The organism is Pantoea sp. T14 (assembly GCF_036663535.1).
GTDB classification, from domain to species: Bacteria; Pseudomonadota; Gammaproteobacteria; order Enterobacterales; family Enterobacteriaceae; genus Pantoea; species Pantoea phytostimulans.
Genome location: NZ_JAWUEB010000020.1, coordinates 47,497 through 65,114 on the forward strand (window position 1 = coordinate 47,497; position 17,618 = coordinate 65,114).

The 17,618-nt window shown below is 52.2% G+C and carries 17 protein-coding genes; 7 read left to right on the top strand and 10 right to left on the bottom strand.

The features are described 5' to 3' along the window. Positions 1-116 precede the first annotated feature (116 nt). Positions 117-521, bottom strand: a complete 405-nt coding sequence (locus tag SC127_RS08515) for an OsmC family protein (RefSeq protein WP_215845404.1) — start codon at positions 519-521, stop codon at positions 117-119. A 302-nt stretch (positions 522-823) separates the two neighbouring features. Between SC127_RS08515 and crp the strand changes: the two genes are divergently transcribed. Together crp and SC127_RS08525 are read left to right on the top strand one after the other, a co-directional pair. Then, positions 824-1,456 (top strand): cAMP-activated global transcriptional regulator CRP, encoded by a 633-nt coding sequence (gene crp, locus SC127_RS08520; RefSeq protein WP_000242758.1) that lies wholly within the window; start codon positions 824-826, stop codon positions 1,454-1,456. Between the two features lie 57 nt (positions 1,457-1,513). Beyond that, complete coding sequence (locus SC127_RS08525) at positions 1,514-3,589, top strand: YccS/YhfK family putative transporter (protein ID WP_215845403.1); 2,076 nt, start codon at positions 1,514-1,516, stop codon at positions 3,587-3,589. 17 nt (positions 3,590-3,606) lie between these two features. Here SC127_RS08525 and argD read toward each other — a convergent pair whose 3' ends face one another. The 5 genes from argD to ppiA all read right to left on the bottom strand — a co-directional run bounded on the left by argD (position 3,607) and on the right by ppiA (position 6,958). After that, on the bottom strand, positions 3,607-4,827 hold the full coding sequence (gene argD, locus SC127_RS08530; RefSeq protein WP_332625970.1) for a bifunctional acetylornithine/succinyldiaminopimelate transaminase: 1,221 nt from the start codon (positions 4,825-4,827) through the stop codon (positions 3,607-3,609). A gap of 88 nt (positions 4,828-4,915) precedes the next feature. After that, the gene (locus tag SC127_RS08535; protein WP_243079841.1) at positions 4,916-5,491 is read right to left on the bottom strand and encodes an aminodeoxychorismate synthase component II; all 576 of its coding nucleotides are present in this window, start codon (positions 5,489-5,491) and stop codon (positions 4,916-4,918) included. Positions 5,492-5,533: 42 nt separating this feature from the next. After that, a complete protein-coding gene (locus SC127_RS08540; RefSeq protein ID WP_215845401.1) occupies positions 5,534-6,127 on the bottom strand; it encodes a putative adenosine monophosphate-protein transferase Fic in 594 nt (197 codons plus the stop codon). Then, positions 6,117-6,287 (bottom strand): YhfG family protein, encoded by a 171-nt coding sequence (locus SC127_RS08545; RefSeq protein WP_215845400.1) that lies wholly within the window; start codon positions 6,285-6,287, stop codon positions 6,117-6,119. The genes SC127_RS08540 and SC127_RS08545 overlap by 11 nt, the downstream gene beginning before the upstream one ends. A 98-nt stretch (positions 6,288-6,385) precedes the next feature. Beyond that, entirely contained in the window at positions 6,386-6,958 is a 573-nt protein-coding gene (ppiA, locus tag SC127_RS08550) for a peptidylprolyl isomerase A (protein ID WP_215845399.1), read from the bottom strand. 261 nt (positions 6,959-7,219) lie between these two features. Here ppiA and tsgA point away from each other — a divergent pair, with 261 nt between their 5' ends. After that, entirely contained in the window at positions 7,220-8,398 is a 1,179-nt protein-coding gene (gene tsgA, locus SC127_RS08555) for an MFS transporter TsgA (protein WP_215845398.1), read from the top strand. A 37-nt stretch (positions 8,399-8,435) separates the two neighbouring features. On the opposite strand, the gene SC127_RS08560 is transcribed toward tsgA, so the two are convergent. After that, on the bottom strand, positions 8,436-9,719 hold the full coding sequence (locus tag SC127_RS08560) for a cytosine deaminase (RefSeq protein WP_332625971.1): 1,284 nt from the start codon (positions 9,717-9,719) through the stop codon (positions 8,436-8,438). 231 nt (positions 9,720-9,950) lie between these two features. On the opposite strand from SC127_RS08560, the gene nirB reads away from it, so the two are divergent. The 4 genes from nirB to cysG are packed head-to-tail and all read left to right on the top strand — an operon-like array spanning position 9,951 to position 15,053. Continuing rightward, on the top strand, positions 9,951-12,491 hold the full coding sequence (gene nirB, locus SC127_RS08565; RefSeq protein ID WP_332625972.1) for a nitrite reductase large subunit NirB: 2,541 nt from the start codon (positions 9,951-9,953) through the stop codon (positions 12,489-12,491). Beyond that, positions 12,488-12,814 (top strand): nitrite reductase small subunit NirD, encoded by a 327-nt coding sequence (nirD, locus tag SC127_RS08570; RefSeq protein ID WP_243079844.1) that lies wholly within the window; start codon positions 12,488-12,490, stop codon positions 12,812-12,814. The genes nirB and nirD overlap by 4 nt, the downstream gene beginning before the upstream one ends. Positions 12,815-12,837: 23 nt before the next feature. Beyond that, the gene (gene nirC, locus SC127_RS08575; RefSeq protein WP_243079845.1) at positions 12,838-13,641 is read left to right on the top strand and encodes a nitrite transporter NirC; all 804 of its coding nucleotides are present in this window, start codon (positions 12,838-12,840) and stop codon (positions 13,639-13,641) included. A gap of 47 nt (positions 13,642-13,688) precedes the next feature. Continuing rightward, on the top strand, positions 13,689-15,053 hold the full coding sequence (gene cysG, locus SC127_RS08580; RefSeq protein ID WP_332625973.1) for a siroheme synthase CysG: 1,365 nt from the start codon (positions 13,689-13,691) through the stop codon (positions 15,051-15,053). A gap of 143 nt (positions 15,054-15,196) precedes the next feature. Here cysG and trpS read toward each other — a convergent pair whose 3' ends face one another. From trpS to rpe, 3 genes are read right to left on the bottom strand one after another with little or no spacing between them, the layout of a single operon-like run. Further along, positions 15,197-16,201, bottom strand: coding sequence for a tryptophan--tRNA ligase (trpS, locus tag SC127_RS08585; RefSeq protein ID WP_332625974.1), 1,005 nt, complete (start codon positions 16,199-16,201; stop codon positions 15,197-15,199). Positions 16,202-16,217: 16 nt separating this feature from the next. Next, entirely contained in the window at positions 16,218-16,895 is a 678-nt protein-coding gene (locus SC127_RS08590; RefSeq protein WP_215845393.1) for a phosphoglycolate phosphatase, read from the bottom strand. Continuing rightward, positions 16,879-17,562, bottom strand: coding sequence for a ribulose-phosphate 3-epimerase (gene rpe, locus SC127_RS08595; protein WP_243079847.1), 684 nt, complete (start codon positions 17,560-17,562; stop codon positions 16,879-16,881). The genes SC127_RS08590 and rpe overlap by 17 nt, the downstream gene beginning before the upstream one ends. Positions 17,563-17,618 lie beyond the last annotated feature (56 nt).

The following is a 17,618-nucleotide window of genomic DNA, read 5'->3' on the forward strand; positions in this document are numbered from 1 at the left end:
AACGAATGAATCCTGATGAGCTGATTAAAGTAGATGATACCGGTGAATGCGGGCAGTCAACGCACCAGCAATTTGAAAAATGACGGATAGAGAGGCCGAGAGTCGGCCTCCAGCAATTACCGTTCTTTCACTTCATAGCTGTGGGTCATTTCTACCCCTTTACCCAACATGATCGCGACTGAGCAATACTTCTCAGCCGAAAGATCGACAGCACGTGCAACCGCTTTATCAGCCAGCGCTTTGCCGCTGACAATAAAGTGCAGATTAATATGCGTAAAAATACGCGGCGCCTCTTCGCGACGTTCGGACGTCAGCTTCACCTCGCAATCCACTACATCATTGCGGCCTTTCTGCAAAATGGTGACTACATCAATCGCGCTGCAACCGCCCGCTGCCATCAACACCATTTCCATTGGGCTAGGGGCTTTATCGCCGGCGTTGCCGTCCATCAAAACCTGATGACCAGAAGAGGATTCGCCAAGAAACGTTAGACCTTCAACCCATTTCACTCTTGCCTGCATGATTTAGCTCCCAGAATATGCTGATTTGCCGCCAGAGTACGCTTTCACCTGGTAAACAGCAATCCAGAGAAATCCGCACTTTGCTGAAGCGAGACAACACAAGACAGTCGGCAAAAGCTGTGCTACAAACAGAGCTGAAAATATTTTTCGTCACTCGATGACGGAGCCGGGAAGAATTAAGCGCACTGCGCCAAATGCAGCCCGAATAATTTCCAAAATGGAAAATGCTTTACGCTTTCATCGCCTGACAGGGAAACTGTCCCCTGTATTTTGGGCACGATTACAACAGAGGATAATAGCGAATGGTTCTCGGCAAACCGCAAACAGACCCTACACTCGAATGGTTCCTGTCCCATTGCCATATTCACAAATATCCATCCAAAAGTACGCTGATTCACCAAGGTGAAAAAGCTGAAACGCTTTACTACATCGTGAAAGGTTCCGTTGCGGTTCTGATCAAAGATGAAGAAGGCAAAGAGATGATTCTCTCCTATCTGAATCAAGGCGATTTTATCGGCGAGCTTGGCCTGTTTGAAGAAGGTCAGGAACGCAGCGCTTGGGTACGTGCGAAAACCGCGTGCGAAGTGGCGGAAATTTCTTACAAGAAATTCCGTCAGTTGATTCAGGTAAACCCGGATATTTTGATGCGACTGTCGTCGCAGATGGCGCGTCGCTTACAGGTAACGTCAGAAAAAGTGGGTAACCTCGCTTTCCTCGACGTGACTGGACGCATTGCACAAACACTGCTTAATCTGGCCAAACAGCCAGACGCCATGACGCATCCCGACGGCATGCAAATTAAAATTACTCGTCAGGAAATTGGCCAAATTGTTGGTTGTTCACGTGAAACCGTGGGCCGTATTTTGAAGATGCTGGAGGATCAGAACCTGATCTCAGCACACGGCAAAACCATCGTCGTTTACGGCACCCGCTAATTCCTGTCACTCACGGCGTGATGGCAACATCACGCCGTTATTATTTGCGCTGAGCTGATGTGGCGTCGAATCATTTATCATCCTGAGATCAATTATGCCCTGCGGCAAACGCTGGTCCTTTGCGTGCCCGTTGCGCTCGGCTGGCTGTTTGGCGATCTGCAAAAAGGTCTGCTGTTCTCACTGGTTCCCGCTTGCTGCAATATTGCTGGCCTTGATACGCCCCACAAGCGCTTCTTCAAACGCCTGATCGTTGGCGGCGGCCTGTTTGCACTTGGCAGCTTTCTTATTCAGTGGCTCACGCTGAAAGGCATTCCCCTGCCCGCGATTCTGTTTGTCGTGCCGCTTTTGCTGGGTGTAACGGGTGAGATCAGTCCACTTCACGGGCGTTTACTGCCCGGCGCGCTGATCGCCTCAATCTTCACCTTAAGCCTGATGGGTCACATGCCTATCTGGGTTCCGCCGCTGCTCTACATTGGCGGTACGCTGTGGTATGGCCTGTTTAACTGGTTCTGGTTTTGGTTGTGGAAAGAGCAACCAATGCGTGAAAGCCTGAGTCTGGTCTATCGCGAGCTGGCAAATTATTGCGACGCGAAATACACCCTGCTGACACAACTCACCGATCCTGAAAAGGCGCTGCCACCTCTGCTGGCGCGTCAGCAAAAAGCGGTGGATTTGATTAATATCTGCTATCAGCAGATGCATATGCTGTCTGCCAACGGTGATGAAACCCATAAACGCCTGAAGCGGGCTTTTCAAGTTGCGTTGGATTTACAGGAGCATATTTCGGTCAGTCTGCATCAGCCGGAAGAAGTGCAAAAACTGGTTGAGCAAAGCCATGCCGAAGCGGTGATCCGCTGGAACGCTAAAACCATTTCTGCACGGCTGCGCGTCTTAGCTGACAACATCCTTTATCACCAGCTTCCCGATCGTTTCTCAATGGATAAGCAGCTGGGCGCACTGGAAAAAATTACGCGCCAGCATCCCGATAACCCGGTCGGCAATTTTTGTCTTTACCATTTCAACCGCATCGCCCGCGTGTTACGTACGCAAAAGCCGCTCTATCAACGTGACTTAATGGCCGATCGCCAACGTCGCCTTCCGCTTCTGTCTGCGTTGCGTAGCTATCTAAGATTCAGATCCGCCGCACTGCGCACCGCCGGACGGTTTTCTGTGATGCTGATGTTTGGCAGCGCGTTGGCGATGTTTTTCAATATCCCCAAACCCTACTGGATTTTGATGACCATTATGTTCGTCAGCCAGAACAGTTACAGCGCCACGCGGGTTCGTATTCAGCACCGTGCGCTGGGTACTTTTGCTGGATTGGTGATTGCGGCCGCCACGCTGCGCTTCGCCGTCCCGGAATCGCTGGTGCTGTTGATCATGCTGGCCATTACTTTTATCAGTTATGTCTTCACTCGCCAGTTTTATGGTTGGGCAACGATTGGTTTTACCGTCACAGCGGTTTATTCGTTGCAGTTGCTGTCACTGAATGGCGCGCAATTTCTGCTGCCGCGCCTGATGGATACCATAATGGGCTGCCTGATCGCCTTTGGCGGTATGGTGTGGCTGTGGCCACAATGGCAGAGCGGTTTATTGCGTCAAAATGCGCATGATGCGCTGGAAACTTACCAGGATGCGCTGCGCATGTTGCTGGGGCCTGAACAATCGGCTGAAAAACTGGCTTATCAGCGGGTGCTGGTTAATCAGGCACATAACGCCTTGTTCAACTCGCTCAATCAGGCGATGCAGGAGCCGGGTTTTAATTCGCAATATTTAAAAGATATGCGCATGTGGGTGACACACAGTCAGTTCATCGTTGAACACATTAACGCCATGACCATTCTGGCGCGTGAACATACCATGTTGCCCCCTTCACTGGCGGAGAGCTATTTGCAGTCGTGTGAAATTGCCTTGCAGCGTTGTCAGCAGCGGCTGGAGTATGACGGGAACAGTTCTCAGACCAACGTGTTGGAAGCCGCAGAGAACATCAACGAAGGCCCGATTACGGTGTTAGAGCAGCATGTTAAACGCATTCAGGCCCATCTGAGCGTGATGCATACCATCTCGTCTTTGGCCTGGAGCCAGCGCCCGCAACACGGTCGCTGGCTGGTGAGGCATTTGCGGAAAAGCTAATTCACGGAGAAAAGGCGTTACGCGTTAAGCACCTTTTCTACCGCTTTGGCGAAACGCATCATGCCTTCTTCAATATCGGCGGGCTCGATCACCAGCGATGGCGCAAAACGAATCACGTCGGTGCCAGCCACCAAAATCATCAAACCTTCTGACGCGGCAGCATTCAGGATGTCTCGCGCTTTGCCTGCGTGCTGCGGTTTCAGCGCCGCGCCAATCAGCAAACCTTTACCGCGAATATCTGAGAACAGATCGTGCTTCGCATCAATAGCCTTCAGCGCTTCAACATATTGCTGACGACGCGTTTCAACCCCGTCCAGGACTTCCGGTGTGTTGATGATGTCCAACGCAGTTTCGGCAATGGCGCACGCCAGCGGATTACCGCCGTAAGTGGTGCCATGCACGCCCGGCGCCATGGTCGACGCGATTTCATTGGTGGTCAGCATCGCGCTTACCGGAAAACCGCCGCCCAGCGCTTTGGCCGAGGTCAGAATATCTGGCGTCACGCCATAATGTTCATAGGCAAATAGCTTGCCGCTGCGGCCCATACCGCTTTGTACTTCATCCAACACCAGCAGCGCCTGATGTTGATCGCACAATGCGCGTAGGCCTTGCATAAATTCCGGCGTGGCGGGCATCACGCCGCCCTCACCCTGGATCGGCTCAACCACGATGGCACAGGTGTGATCGTCAATCACCGCTTTGACAGCGTCCAGATCGTTGAAAGGCACATGCACAATATCCGCCGGTTTTGGACCAAAGCCATCGGAATACTTCGGCTGCCCGCCAACCGATACGGTAAACAGCGTGCGGCCATGAAAAGCATTGTGGAAAGCGATGATTTTGCTTTTGAAAGGACTATGACGCTTATAGGCATAATAACGCGCCAGCTTGAAGGCGGCTTCGTTAGCTTCTGCGCCAGAGTTGGCGAAAAAAACGCGGTCAGCAAAGGTGGCGTTGATTAACTTGCTGGCAAGACGCAGCGCCGGTTCGTTAGTAAAAACATTGCTGGTATGCCACAGCGTTTCACCCTGGCTTTTCAGCGTTTCTACCAGCGCCGGATGGCAGTGGCCCAACGCAGTCACCGCGATGCCGCCTGAAAAGTCGATATACTCTTTGCCTTGCTGGTCCCATACGCGACTGCCTTTGCCTTTCACCGGCACAAACTGCGCTGGTGCATAAACAGGCAAAATAACGTTATCGAACGTTTCCCGCGTTACCGCAATTTTTTCCGCTGCCATTGACGACCTCATTTGATTGTTTGTTGAGCCAATGTGAAATAATAATCACAAAATATGCATAAAAAATCATTCAAAGGCAAACAGTGTTTTACTGATCAAGAAAATTGCGCAGCAGTTGATGTCCTTGTTCGCTAAGAATGCTTTCTGGATGGAACTGTACGCCTTCCAGCGCCAGGGTTTTGTGGCGGAACCCCATAATTTCATCGGGTTGCCCGTCGCGCAGGCTCCAGGCGGTAATCTCAAATTCGTCTGGCAACGTATCACGCTGGACGATCAAAGAGTGATAACGCGTTACGGTAAGGGGATTCTTCAGAAGGCGGAACACGCCGCAGCTGGTGTGTTGAATGGCAGAGGTTTTCCCGTGCATCACCTGACGCGCGCGCACCACTTTGGCTCCATATGCTTGCGCGATAGCCTGATGACCCAGACAGACGCCCAGTATCGGTATACGTCCGGCAAAATGGCGAATCGCCGCCAGCGAAATCCCCGATTCATCCGGTGTACAAGGGCCGGGCGAAATCACCAGATGCGTCAAAGGCAGCGCCTCTATCTCTTCCAGCGTGATGGCGTCATTGCGCACCACGCTGACTTCTGCGCCGAGTTCGCAAAAGTATTGGTAGAGATTCCAGGTGAAAGAGTCGTAGTTGTCGATGAGCAGCAGCATGACCAATCCTGAGTGGTTAAAAGCGCCGCCATTCTACAGCTGTTACGCTATCTCACTCACCACTTTCGTAAAGACCTTCTCAAGCGGCTTGAGGTCGCCGGAAGCACCCGCCTGATTTGCAGCGTTCCATGCTTCAGACTCGATTTTTCCCCACTCCAGCAAATAACCTGCATGCAGCGCTAACTGTTCGAAGAAGATGCGTTGCGCGCGGCCATTTCCCTCACGGAAAGGATGCAGCACATTGATCTCGCAATAATAATGCGCCATACGCTGCACAAACGCTTCTGGGGAAAGATCGGCTAAACCATTCTCCTCCTCCAATGCGCTCATGAGGGTATTCCCCTCTTTTTCGATATATTCGAAATGGCAAAATGGCGTATCGCCGCGCCAGATATCGATAGTACGTAGCTCGCCTGCCCAGCTGTACACATCCTGGAAGAGGGTGCGGTGAATATAACAAAGATAGGGCAAACCCAGCGTATAGGTGCTGAGCTCTAACGTAGCAAGCCGCGCTGCGCTGAAGCTTAACTCCGCTTTGCGTAGCTGAGCGGCATCGTGAATATCAAGACGATTTTTCAGCACATCATCGTTATGCCACAGATAAGGATCGCGGGCGGCAGCAATATTATTGGCCATATTGCCTCCTCAACGATTCCAGTCGCGCCTGAGCATCTTCACCTTTCAAAGCCAGCTCATTTAACGTGAAGCCTTCCAGCCGACAGCTCGCCTGATAGCTGGCAGCACGCCGCTGTTGCCAGAGCGCAGATTTTTGTTTGTCTGTGAGTTTATGTGCCATGTCGCCTCCTGCTGGGATTTGCCCTAAGTATAAGAGCAAAATTTTCCTTTGCCGGAGGCGGATAGGGTTCGCCATCGGGAGATGGCGATATAAGTGCGTTAAGGCAGGACTTTTGCGGAAATGATAACTACCGGTTTTGACGGTACATTCTGGTATGGGCCTACATCTTTCGTTGGCACCTGAGAAATTTTATCGGCCACTTCAATGCCTTTCACAATTTTACCAAATACCGCATAACCAAAATCACGCTGGCCGTGATCGAGGAAGGCGTTATCTGCCACATTCAGGAAGAACTGGCTGGTGGCGCTGTCTTTATCAGCCGTACGCGCCATTGAAATGGTGCCACGCAGGTTACGCAAGCCATTGTCCGCTTCATTTTTGATTGGCGCATTGGTCTGTTTCTGCTGCATATCCGTGGTGAAGCCGCCACCCTGAACCATAAAGCTCGGGATCACACGGTGGAAAATAGTATTGTTATAAAAACCGTTGTTCACATAATCGACAAAGTTTTTCACTGAAACCGGCGCTTTTTGGTCGTTCAGTTCGAGTTCGATATTGCCGGCAGAAGTAGTAAGCAGAACGTGTGTATCGCCTTTAGCGGCTAATGCCGAGGCGGAAACTGAGGAGAGCGCTAACAGGGCAACTGCCGCTGTCAAAGTACGTTTAAACATGAAAGATTCCTTACCTTGGAGAGCGAGCTCAAAACGTGATTGATTGTAAAGAGCATGTAATACAAGAGCCAGCGTTTTACCTTAATTTACGCTGAGCTCAACGAAACAGCGCAAACGTTAAACCCAACGTCTTACGTGACTAAAATCACACATTCAATGAAATATGGATCCTGATTTTCACTGGTTGTTTATTAAGATCACAGTTGCGTTTACACTTTCTGACACTTTTGCCGACCTTCCGGTTCTTAACAGGTTCAGAACATGACAAACCGAAATCGACTAGGCCTTACCTGGATCAGCTTCTTTTCGTATGCGCTTACCGGCGCGCTGGTGATCGTCACCGGCATGGTAATGGGTGATATTGCGAAAGATTTCCAGATCCCTATTTCTAGCATGAGTAATACGTTTACCTTCCTTAATACCGGCATCCTGGCGGCAGTTTTTCTTAACGCCTGGTTGATGGTTATTATCCCGCTGAAGCGCCAGTTGATTTTCGGCTTCATATTAATGGTGTTTGCCATCATTGGCCTGATGACCAGCCGCGATCTCAGCATCTTCTCACTATGCATGTTCGTGCTGGGTGTGGTCAGCGGCATTACCATGTCGATTGGTACTTTCCTGATTACCCATATGTACGAAGGTCGTCAACGCGGTTCACGCCTGCTGTTTACCGACTCCTTTTTCAGCATGGCAGGCACGCTGTTTCCGGTGCTGGCAGGGATTCTGCTGGCGCGTCAGTTGCCATGGTACTGGGTTTATGTCTGCATCGGCGTTATCTATGTGGCTATTTTTGTTCTGGCGATGTTTATTGAATTCCCCGTGCTGCGCAAACCAGAAAACAGCCCAACCGTAGAAAAAGAGAAATGGGGCGTGGGCGTGCTGCTGCTTTCCGTTGCCGCGCTGTGCTACATCCTCGGCCAGCTTGGCTTTATCTCTTGGGTGCCAGAATACGCGACCAAAACCATGGGCATGGATATCGCCAGCGCAGGTCAGTTGGTCGGTAACTTCTGGACAGCCTACATGGTTGGCATGTGGGTGTTCAGCTTCCTGCTGCGTTTCTTCGACCTGCAACGCATTCTAATGGTGTTAGCGGGCCTCGCCACGGTATTGATGTACTGGTTTGTCAGCAGCAACGACGCCAGCATGTTGAGTTGGATCATCATGATTCTGGGCTTCAGCTCCAGCGCAATTTACACCACCATCATCACGCTGGGTTCGCTGCAAACCAAAGTCGCTTCACCGAAGCTGGTGAACTTTATCCTGACCTGCGGCACCGTTGGCACCATGTTGACCTTTGTGGTTACCGGTCCGATTGTTGAAAAGAGTGGCGTACACACTGCGCTCTCTACCGCGAATGGCTTGTATGCTGTGGTGTTCGTCATGTGTGTGCTGCTGGGTTTTGTTACCAAGCATCGCCAGCATGGTCACGTTACGCATTAATCCCCGAGGGCGGCGTTACGGCGCCGCCCTGCCTCGTTCAGCGTTTAAAATCCACCCGCTCTGCTTCCCGTAAATAAATCTCGCTCTGCGCCGGTTGGGTCGCCGCAATCAGTGCGCCACCACGAATCGAATAGCGTACGGGAACCTGCCGCCTTACCGCATCAAAACCGTTCTCTGCCGGTAGAATAATCAGGTTGGCATCATTACCGACCTCAAGACCGTAACCGCTGAGATTCATGGTCTTCGCGCTGTTGTGAGTAATCAGCTTCAGTCCTGCATCAATCTGTTCATATCCCATTAGCTGACAAACATGCAGACCCATGTGCAGCACCTGCAGCATGTTGGCGGTGCCAAGCGGATACCAGGGATCAAACACATCATCATGACCAAAGCAGACATTAATATCCGCTTCCAGCAGCTCTTTTACCCGCGTAATACCGCGTCTTTTGGGATAGGTGTCGAAGCGTCCTTGCAGATGAATATTCACCAGCGGATTTGCCACAAAGTTAATGCCTGAAAGGCTGAGCAAACGAAACAAGCGTGAAGCATAAGCGCCGTTATAAGAGTGCATTGCCGTGGTATGACTGGCGGTTACGCGCGCGCGCATGCCATCTCGATGCGCCAGCGCCGCCACGGTTTCAACAAAGCGCGACTGCTCATCATCAATCTCATCGCAGTGCACATCCACCAGCTTGTCGTAACGATTAGCAAGGGCAAATGCCTTATGCAGCGACTCCACGCCATATTCGCGGGTAAATTCATAATGGGGAATCGCGCCGACCACATCCGCGCCCATGCGCATCGCCTCTTCCAGCAACGCTTCACCATTGGGATAAGAGAGAATCCCCTCCTGCGGAAACGCCACAATCTGGATATCAATCCACGGCGCCATGTCCGCTTTCAACGCCAGCATGGCTTTCAGCGCGGTCAAGGTGGGATCAGAAACATCTACGTGGGTACGCACAAACTGAATGCCATTCGCGATTTGCCACTTCAGCGTTTGCATCGCGCGCTGCTTTACATCTTCATGGCTGAGCAACGCTTTGCGCTCAGCCCAGCGCTCAATGCCTTCAAACAGCGTGCCGGATTGATTCCACGTCGGTTCGCCCGCCGTTTGCGTGGTATCGAGGTGAATATGCGGCTCAATAAATGGCGCACTGGCTAATCCGCCTTCTGCATCCAGCACCGCATTCATCTGCTCGGCGTGCTGCGACTGCTGATGAATAGCGGCGATCTTGCCTTCAGCAATATCGATCTGCCACTCTCCATCACGCCCGGGCAGGCGCAAATTGATAATCGACTTCAGGGACGGTTTAGTCATAGCGATGCGTTCTCCATTCAGACGTATTCGCTTAAAGCTAGCACGATTCAGCTTCATGATGAGAGCGAGCCAGATAACGCTTTTTTCAGCAATATAAGCGGGTTAGATAAAATCTTTCAAAATCAGCCATATAACTCTAAATAGGTATATAAAGCCCTTATTGATATACATCAATAAGGGCTAAAAACGTCGCGCTATTGTAGCCGCAGATATCGCAAATTTGAGGCAACAATGAGCAAGCACAATGTCGTCATTATTGGTAACGGCATGGTCGGCCACCGCTTCATAGAAGAGCTGATCGACAAAGCTGATCCTGGCCAGTTTTCGTTGACCGTTTTTTGTGAAGAACCCCGCGTCGCCTATGATCGCGTTCACCTTTCTGCATACTTCTCCCACCACACCGCCGAAGAACTTTCCCTGGTTCGCGAAGGTTTTTATGAAAAACATCAGGTCAAGCTGCTGCTTGGCGAACGCGCCATTACCCTCAACCGGGAAGAGAAGCTGATTCACTCTAACACCGGTCGCGCCGTTCATTACGATACGCTGATTTTTGCCACCGGTTCTTATCCCTGGATTCCGCCCATCAAAGGGGCCGAGGGCAGCAACTGCTTTGTTTATCGCACGATTGAAGATCTCAACGCTATCGAAGCCTGTTCACGTCGCAGCAAACGTGGCGCGGTGATTGGCGGTGGATTACTGGGTTTGGAAGCCGCAGGTGCGCTGAAAAATCTGGGTGTCGAGACGCACGTTATTGAGTTTGCGCCCGTCTTAATGGCGGAACAGCTCGACAAACAGGGCGGCGAACAGCTGCGTCGCAAGATTGAAGAGATGGGCGTGCAGGTACATACCGGCAAAAATACCCAACAGATTCTTCATCATGACAAAGGCGGCAAAACGCTGCAGTTTGCGGATGGCAGCGAGTTGCAGGTCGATTTTATTGTCTTCTCAACCGGTATTCGTCCGCAGGACAAACTGGCGAAGCAGTGCGGACTTTCAATCGGTACGCGCGGTGGCATTGCCATTAATAACCGCTGCCAAACCAGCGATCCCACTATTTACGCCATCGGTGAATGCGCCGCCTGGCAAGATCGTGTATTTGGCCTGGTTGCGCCGGGCTATAAAATGGCCCAGGTCGCCTGCGATACGCTATTGGGCCGTGATAACGCTTTTTCTGGCGCGGACATGAGCGCCAAATTAAAACTGCTGGGCGTAGATGTCGGCGGCATTGGCGATGCTCGTGGCAACACGCCGGGCGCGAAAAGTGTTGTCTGGCTGGATGAAAGCAAATCTATCTACAAGCGCCTGATCCTCAGCGAAGATCAGAAAACGCTGCTTGGCGCAGTGCTGGTCGGTGATACCAGCGATTATGGCAATCTACTGCAACTGGTCCTGAATGCGATTCCTTTACCTGGCAATCCGGAAGCGTTGATTCTTCCGACCGGCAGCGGCGAAAAGCCGTCAATTGGCGTGGATGCGCTGCCTGACAACGCGCAGATTTGTTCCTGTTTTGACGTCACTAAAGGCGACATCATCACAGCAGTAAAAGGCGGATGTCACACCGTGGCGGCGTTAAAAGGGGAAACCCGTGCCGGCACCGGATGTGGCGGCTGCATACCGCTGATTACGCAGGTGCTTAACAGCGAGCTTAGCCGTCAGGGCATTGAAGTGAATAATCATCTTTGCGCCCACTTCCCTTATTCGCGCCAGGAGTTGTATCACCTGATTCGGGTAGACGAAATTAAAAGCTTTGATGCGCTGTTGGCTAAATATGGTCAGGGTTACGGCTGCGAAGTGTGTAAACCCACGGTGGGATCGCTGCTGGCTTCTTGCTGGAATGATTATGTCCTGAAACCGCAACATACGCCGCTGCAGGACAGCAATGATGTTTTCCTCGGCAATATTCAGAAAGACGGCACTTATTCAGTGATCCCGCGTTCACCGGGCGGTGAAATCACCCCGCAAGGTCTGCAAGTGATTGGCGAAGTCGCACAGCAGTACAACCTCTACACCAAAATCACCGGTTCACAACGTATTGGCCTGTTTGGTGCCCAGAAAGATGATCTTCCGGCGATTTGGTCCCAGCTGGTTGCTGCGGGCTTTGAAACCGGTCACGCCTATGCGAAAGCATTGCGCATGGCAAAAACCTGCGTTGGCAGCACCTGGTGCCGCTTTGGCGTCGGCGACAGCTTGGGCTTTGGCGTGATGCTGGAAAATCGTTACAAAGGTATTCGTACGCCTCACAAAATGAAATTTGGCGTGTCGGGTTGTACCCGTGAATGTGCTGAAGCTCAAGGCAAAGATGTCGGCGTGATTGCGACTGAGAAAGGCTGGAATCTTTATATCTGCGGCAATGGCGGCATGAAACCTCGCCATGCGGATCTGCTGGCAGCCGATCTCGATCAAGCCACCTTAGTGACCTACCTCGATCGTTTCATGATGTTTTACATCCGTACCGGCGATCGCCTCCAACGCACGTCGTTGTGGCTAGAGAGTCTGGAAGGCGGCGTTGAGTATCTGCGCAGCGTGATCGTTGACGACAAATTAGGCATCAATGCGCAGCTGGAAAGTGAATTGAACCGCCTGCGCGGCAGCGTGAGTTGTGAATGGACCGCCACGCTACAGGATCAACAAAGCCAGGCGCGCTTCGCCCACTTTATCAATTCGCCGCAACGCGATCCCAATGTACAAATCGTGACTGAACGCGATCAACATCGCCCGGCGCGTCCGTCTGAACGTATTGCCGTCACGCTGATTGAGGAGAGTGAAGCATGAGCCAGTGGACTGTCGTGTGTCAGTTGACACAAATCTTACCCGCGACCGGCGTCTGTGCGTTGGTCAATGGTCAGCAGATTGCCATTTTCCGTCCACGTGATGATGAGCAGCTGTTTGCCATCAGCAATATCGATCCTTTTGCCGACGCCAGCGTGCTGTCGCGCGGCATTATCGCCGAGCATCAGGATGCATTGTGGGTGGCGAGTCCGCTAAAAAAGCAGCGATTTCGCCTCTATGATGGCCACTGTATGGAAGATGAAGCACGCTCGGTCGCTGCGTATCCGGTGCGCGTTAGCGCGGGCCAGGTCGAAGTTTGCGCCTGAATTTCACTTTATGAGACAACACCATGTTTACTGACACACTGAATAAAAGCGCGGCCAACGCGGCGCGTATTGTCCGTACTGCGCAGGAGAGCCCGCTGGCTTTCTGGATTAGCTCGGCGATGGCGGGTGCTTACGTCGGTTTAGCGATCATTTTGATCTTCACGCTGGGTAATCTTGTCGATCCTGCCCTGCGGCCGTTGGTGATGGGTGCCACTTTTGGCATCGCGCTGACGCTGGTGATCGTTGCGGGTTCGGAACTTTTCACCGGCCATACGATGTTCCTGACGATCGGTGTTAAAGCAGGCAGTATTTCGCAAGGCCAGTTGTGGTGTGTTTTGCCGCAAACCTGGTTGGGTAATTTAGTCGGCTCCGTTGCGGTTGCCCTGATTTACTACTTTGCCGCTGGCCCGCTGCTGCCTAATGCTAATTCGCTTATCCACGCGGCTGCACTGGCGAAAACTGCCCAACCCGCCATGGCCCTGTTCTTCAAAGGCGCACTCTGTAACTGGTTAGTTTGCCTGGCGATTTGGATGGCATTGCGTACTGAAGGCGCAGCGAAAATGATTGCGATTTGGTGGTGCCTGCTGGCGTTTATTGCTTCCGGTTTCGAGCACTCCGTGGCTAACATGACGGTTTTTGCACTCTCCTGGTTCGGTCAGCATAATGAGAGCCTGACATTGGGCGGCATCGGTCACAATCTGCTTTGGGTGACGTTGGGTAACATGCTTTCCGGCATGGTGTTTATGGGGCTCGGTTACTGGTACGCCACACCGCGTGCACAGCGCCCACAACCTGATCTTTCAGTCGGACCGGTTAAAACAGCTTAATCCCCCTATTTCAGCCCGCTTAACGCGGGCTTTTTTCAGGAGTTTTCATGGAGTATTTCCCCCTGTTTTGTCGTCTACAAGGTAAACGTTGTTTACTGGTGGGCGGCGGTGATGTCGCAGAACGCAAAGCGCGTTTGCTGCTGGCAGCGGGTGCAGACCTGTATGTCGGCGCGCTGGATTTCTCTCCGGCTTTCCAACATTGGGCGCAACAGGGAGAGCTGACTTTACTGGATGGCCATTTTGATCCCCGCTGGTTAAAAAATTGCTGGCTGGTTGTCGCAGCGACTAATGACAACAACATCAATCAGCAGGTGGCAGATATCGCTGAAGCCCAACAAATTTTCTGCAATCTGGTCGATGCCCCCGAACAGGCCAGCGCCATCATGCCATCAATTATTGATCGCTCACCGCTGATGGTTGCGGTGTCGTCGGGTGGATCTGCCCCGGTGTTAGCTCGCTTGTTGCGCGAAAAACTCGAAGCGATGCTGCCTCAGCACCTTGGTCAACTTGCGCAGTTCGCCGGTAAACTACGCGCTCGGGTAAAAACAGAATTTCATTCAATGGGTCAGCGCCGCCATTTTTGGGAGCGCTTTTTCAATAGCGATCGTCTGGCGCAAACCCTGGCGAATGGCGACAACCCGCGCGCTCAACAAATAACGGAAACGTTATTCAATGCCGCGCCCGAAGCACTAGGTGAAGTCGCGTTGGTCGGTGCCGGACCGGGCGATGCGGGATTGTTAACGCTGAAAGGTTTGCAACAGATTCAGCAGGCCGATGTCATTGTTTATGATCGGCTGGTATCAGACGACATTCTCAATCTGGTACGCCGTGACGCTGAGCGGGTATTCGTGGGTAAGCGCGCCGGATATCACTGCGTTCCACAGGATCAGATCAATCAGCTGCTGTTGGAGCAGGCGCAGCGCGGTAAACGCGTGGTGCGATTAAAAGGCGGCGATCCGTTTATCTTTGGTCGAGGCGGTGAAGAGCTGGAAGTACTGGCGCAACATAAGATCCCGTTTAGCGTGGTGCCAGGTATCACGGCTGCGTCAGGCTGCGCAGCGTATAGCGGCATTCCACTTACCCATCGCGATCATGCGCAAAGCGTACGGCTGGTCACTGGACATCTACAAAAAGAGGGCAAACTCGGCTGGCAAAAACTGGCTGCCGAGCAGCAGACGCTGGTGTTTTACATGGGGCTGGCGCAAGCCCCGGAAATTCAGCGGCAATTGTTAACGCACGGAATGCGCGCCGATATGCCTGTTGCCTTGGTGGAAAACGGCACCAGTGCTCGCCAACGCGTTGTGACCGGCACGCTGGCACAGTTGGGTGAACTGTCGCAGCAGGTGATCAGCCCGAGCCTGATTATTGTGGGCAGTGTAGTGAGTTTACGCGAAACATTGCGTTGGTTTTAAGCACGACAAAATGCTGTACAGAAAGAGGGTAATGCGCGCCTGTTTTGGGAGGGTGCTGAGTATTCGCTGCATCGAATAAAATCGGAATAAATAAAAACGGCGGGCTATTTCAGCCCGCCGTTTCTGTTTTTACCGATGAACGCTTATGGCTGCGCAACAAACCCCACAGCCTGATACACCTTTTTCAATGTCTCTTGTGCCTGCGCGCGCGCTTTGCTCGCGCCATCACGCATGATCTGTTCAAGCAGCGCTTCATCATTACGGAAATGGTTATAACGCTCCTGCAACTCTGTAAGCATGCCAGAAACCGCATCAGCAACCGCGCCTTTCAGATGGCCATACATTTTGCCTTCGAACTCTTGTTCCAGCTCGGCGATGGTTTTGCCGGTGACGCCGGACAAGATATCCAGCAGGTTAGAAACGCCCGCTTTTTCTTTAATGTCATAACGCACCACTGGCGGTTCTGCTGAGTCGGTCATTGCACGTTTGATCTTTTTCACCACCGACTTAGGATCTTCCAGCAGACCGATAACGTTGTTACGGTTTTCGTCAGACTTGGACATTTTCTTGGTCGGCTCAAGCAGCGACATGACGCGCGCGCCCGATTTTGGAATAAACGGCTCAGGCACTTTGAAGATATCACCATACAGCGCGTTAAAGCGGCTCGCGATGTCGCGGCTCAGCTCAAGATGCTGTTTCTGATCTTCGCCTACTGGCACCTGATTAGTTTGATAAAGCAGAATGTCTGCTGCCATCAACACCGGATAATCGAACAAGCCCGCATTGATGTTTTCTTCGTAGCGCGCCGATTTATCTTTGAACTGCGTCATACGGCTGAGTTCGCCGAAGTAGGCATAGCAGTTCAGGATCCAGCTCAGCTGAGTGTGTTCTGGCACATGCGACTGAACAAAAATGGTGCTTTTCTCAGGATCAATACCGCAGGCGAGATAAAGCGCCAGCGTGTCCAGCGTGGCTTTACGCAGCGCTGCAGGATCCTGACGAACGGTGATGGCGTGCAGATCGACGATGCAGTAAATGCAGTGGAAATCATCCTGCATCTGCACCCACTGACGCAGCGCACCCATATAGTTGCCAATGGTCAGTTCGCCGGACGGCTGTGCGCCGCTGAAAACAATGGGTTTGCTCATGCTTATGTCCTGATAATTACAGCCCGATAGCGGGCAAAAGTTCTTCGAAAGAGTCGAGTGTTAAATCGGGCTGGCTAGTGGCAATGGGTTCACCATAGTTGTAGCCAAACGTCATGCCGATATTCGGTACGCCAGCCGCCTGGGCAGCGAGAATATCATTGCGAGAATCGCCGACAAACAGCAATTGTCCGGGAAGTACACCGAATTTGCCCAGCACCAGGAAAATGGCTGCGGGATGCGGTTTTTTCACAATCACATCATCACCGCCGATCACCAGCGGAAACGCATCGGCAATACCCAGGGATGCCAGCAAAGGCGCAACAAAAGGCGTTGGCTTGTTAGTCACGATTGCCATCGGAATCCCTTTGGCTTGCAGCGCTTCCAGGGTCGCTTTTACTTGTGGAAACAGCGTACTGCCCGCTTCCACCGTGTCAGCATAATGCTTGTCAAACAGCGCACGCGCATCACGTTGTTCATCGGGTTGCGGCTCGCGGCCCAACGCATAGGTCAGCGCGCGCGACATCATCACGTCGGCCCCATTACCAATCCAGGTAGAAACGCGCTCAATACCTGCGGCAGGTAATTTTAAATCAGCCAGCGCAAGATCGATGGCATCCGCCAGACCAGGTGCGCTGTGCACCAGAGTACCATCAAGATCAAAGGCCAGCGCACGAATATCAGTGAAATGAGCCATTGGCTTTCTCCAGTTCATTGCGCATGTCATCAATCACTTTTTTGTAATCGGGATGACCAAAAATGGCAGAACCCGCGACAAACATGTCGGCACCCGCCGCAGCGATTTGTCCAATGTTATCAATCTTTACGCCACCATCAACTTCCAGGCGGATGTTGTAGCCGCTCTGGTCGATGCGTTTACGTGCTTCGCGCAGCTTGTCTAGCGTACCAGGAATAAAGGATTGTCCACCAAAGCCTGGATTCACTGACATCAACAGAATGATGTCTAGCTTATCCATTACATAATCGAGATAGCTAAGTGGCGTTGCCGGATTAAACACCAGACCCGCTTTGCAGCCATGTTCTTTGATTATCTGTAGCGTACGGTCAACGTGCTCGCTGGCTTCCGGATGAAATGTGATGTAGGTAGCACCGGCTTTGGCGAAATCAGGGATCAGAGAATCGACCGGTTTCACCATCAGGTGCACATCGATAGGTGCGGTGATGCCATAATCGCGCAGCGCTTTTAGCACCATTGGCCCCATGGTCAGATTGGGAACGTAATGGTTATCCATGACGTCGAAGTGAACCACGTCGCCGCCAGCCGCCAGGGCTTTTGCGGTATCTTCACCCAGACGGGCAAAATCCGCCGAAAGGATTGAAGGGGCCAGCAAATATTGTTTCATCCGATTCTCCCACTGTTGTGGCCAACCATACGGTTGGCGTAATGCGTTGGTCGCGG

Coding starts and splice junctions, on each gene's coding strand:
- SC127_RS08535 (WP_243079841.1), bottom strand. CDS start 5,491: ATGCTGCTGCTCATCGACAACTACGACTCTTTCACCTGGAATCTCTAC.
- argD (WP_332625970.1), bottom strand. CDS start 4,827: ATGGCAGCGGAAAAAATTGCGGTAACGCGGGAAACGTTCGATAACGTT.
- ppiA (WP_215845399.1), bottom strand. CDS start 6,958: ATGTTTAAACGTACTTTGACAGCGGCAGTTGCCCTGTTAGCGCTCTCC.
- SC127_RS08545 (WP_215845400.1), bottom strand. CDS start 6,287: ATGGCACATAAACTCACAGACAAACAAAAATCTGCGCTCTGGCAACAG.
- nirD (WP_243079844.1), top strand. CDS start 12,488: ATGAGCCAGTGGACTGTCGTGTGTCAGTTGACACAAATCTTACCCGCG.
- SC127_RS08525 (WP_215845403.1), top strand. CDS start 1,514: ATGTGGCGTCGAATCATTTATCATCCTGAGATCAATTATGCCCTGCGG.
- trpS (WP_332625974.1), bottom strand. CDS start 16,201: ATGAGCAAACCCATTGTTTTCAGCGGCGCACAGCCGTCCGGCGAACTG.
- tsgA (WP_215845398.1), top strand. CDS start 7,220: ATGACAAACCGAAATCGACTAGGCCTTACCTGGATCAGCTTCTTTTCG.
- SC127_RS08515 (WP_215845404.1), bottom strand. CDS start 521: ATGCAGGCAAGAGTGAAATGGGTTGAAGGTCTAACGTTTCTTGGCGAA.
- rpe (WP_243079847.1), bottom strand. CDS start 17,562: ATGAAACAATATTTGCTGGCCCCTTCAATCCTTTCGGCGGATTTTGCC.
- crp (WP_000242758.1), top strand. CDS start 824: ATGGTTCTCGGCAAACCGCAAACAGACCCTACACTCGAATGGTTCCTG.
- nirC (WP_243079845.1), top strand. CDS start 12,838: ATGTTTACTGACACACTGAATAAAAGCGCGGCCAACGCGGCGCGTATT.
- SC127_RS08590 (WP_215845393.1), bottom strand. CDS start 16,895: ATGGCTCATTTCACTGATATTCGTGCGCTGGCCTTTGATCTTGATGGT.
- nirB (WP_332625972.1), top strand. CDS start 9,951: ATGAGCAAGCACAATGTCGTCATTATTGGTAACGGCATGGTCGGCCAC.
- cysG (WP_332625973.1), top strand. CDS start 13,689: ATGGAGTATTTCCCCCTGTTTTGTCGTCTACAAGGTAAACGTTGTTTA.
- SC127_RS08540 (WP_215845401.1), bottom strand. CDS start 6,127: ATGGCCAATAATATTGCTGCCGCCCGCGATCCTTATCTGTGGCATAAC.
- SC127_RS08560 (WP_332625971.1), bottom strand. CDS start 9,719: ATGACTAAACCGTCCCTGAAGTCGATTATCAATTTGCGCCTGCCCGGG.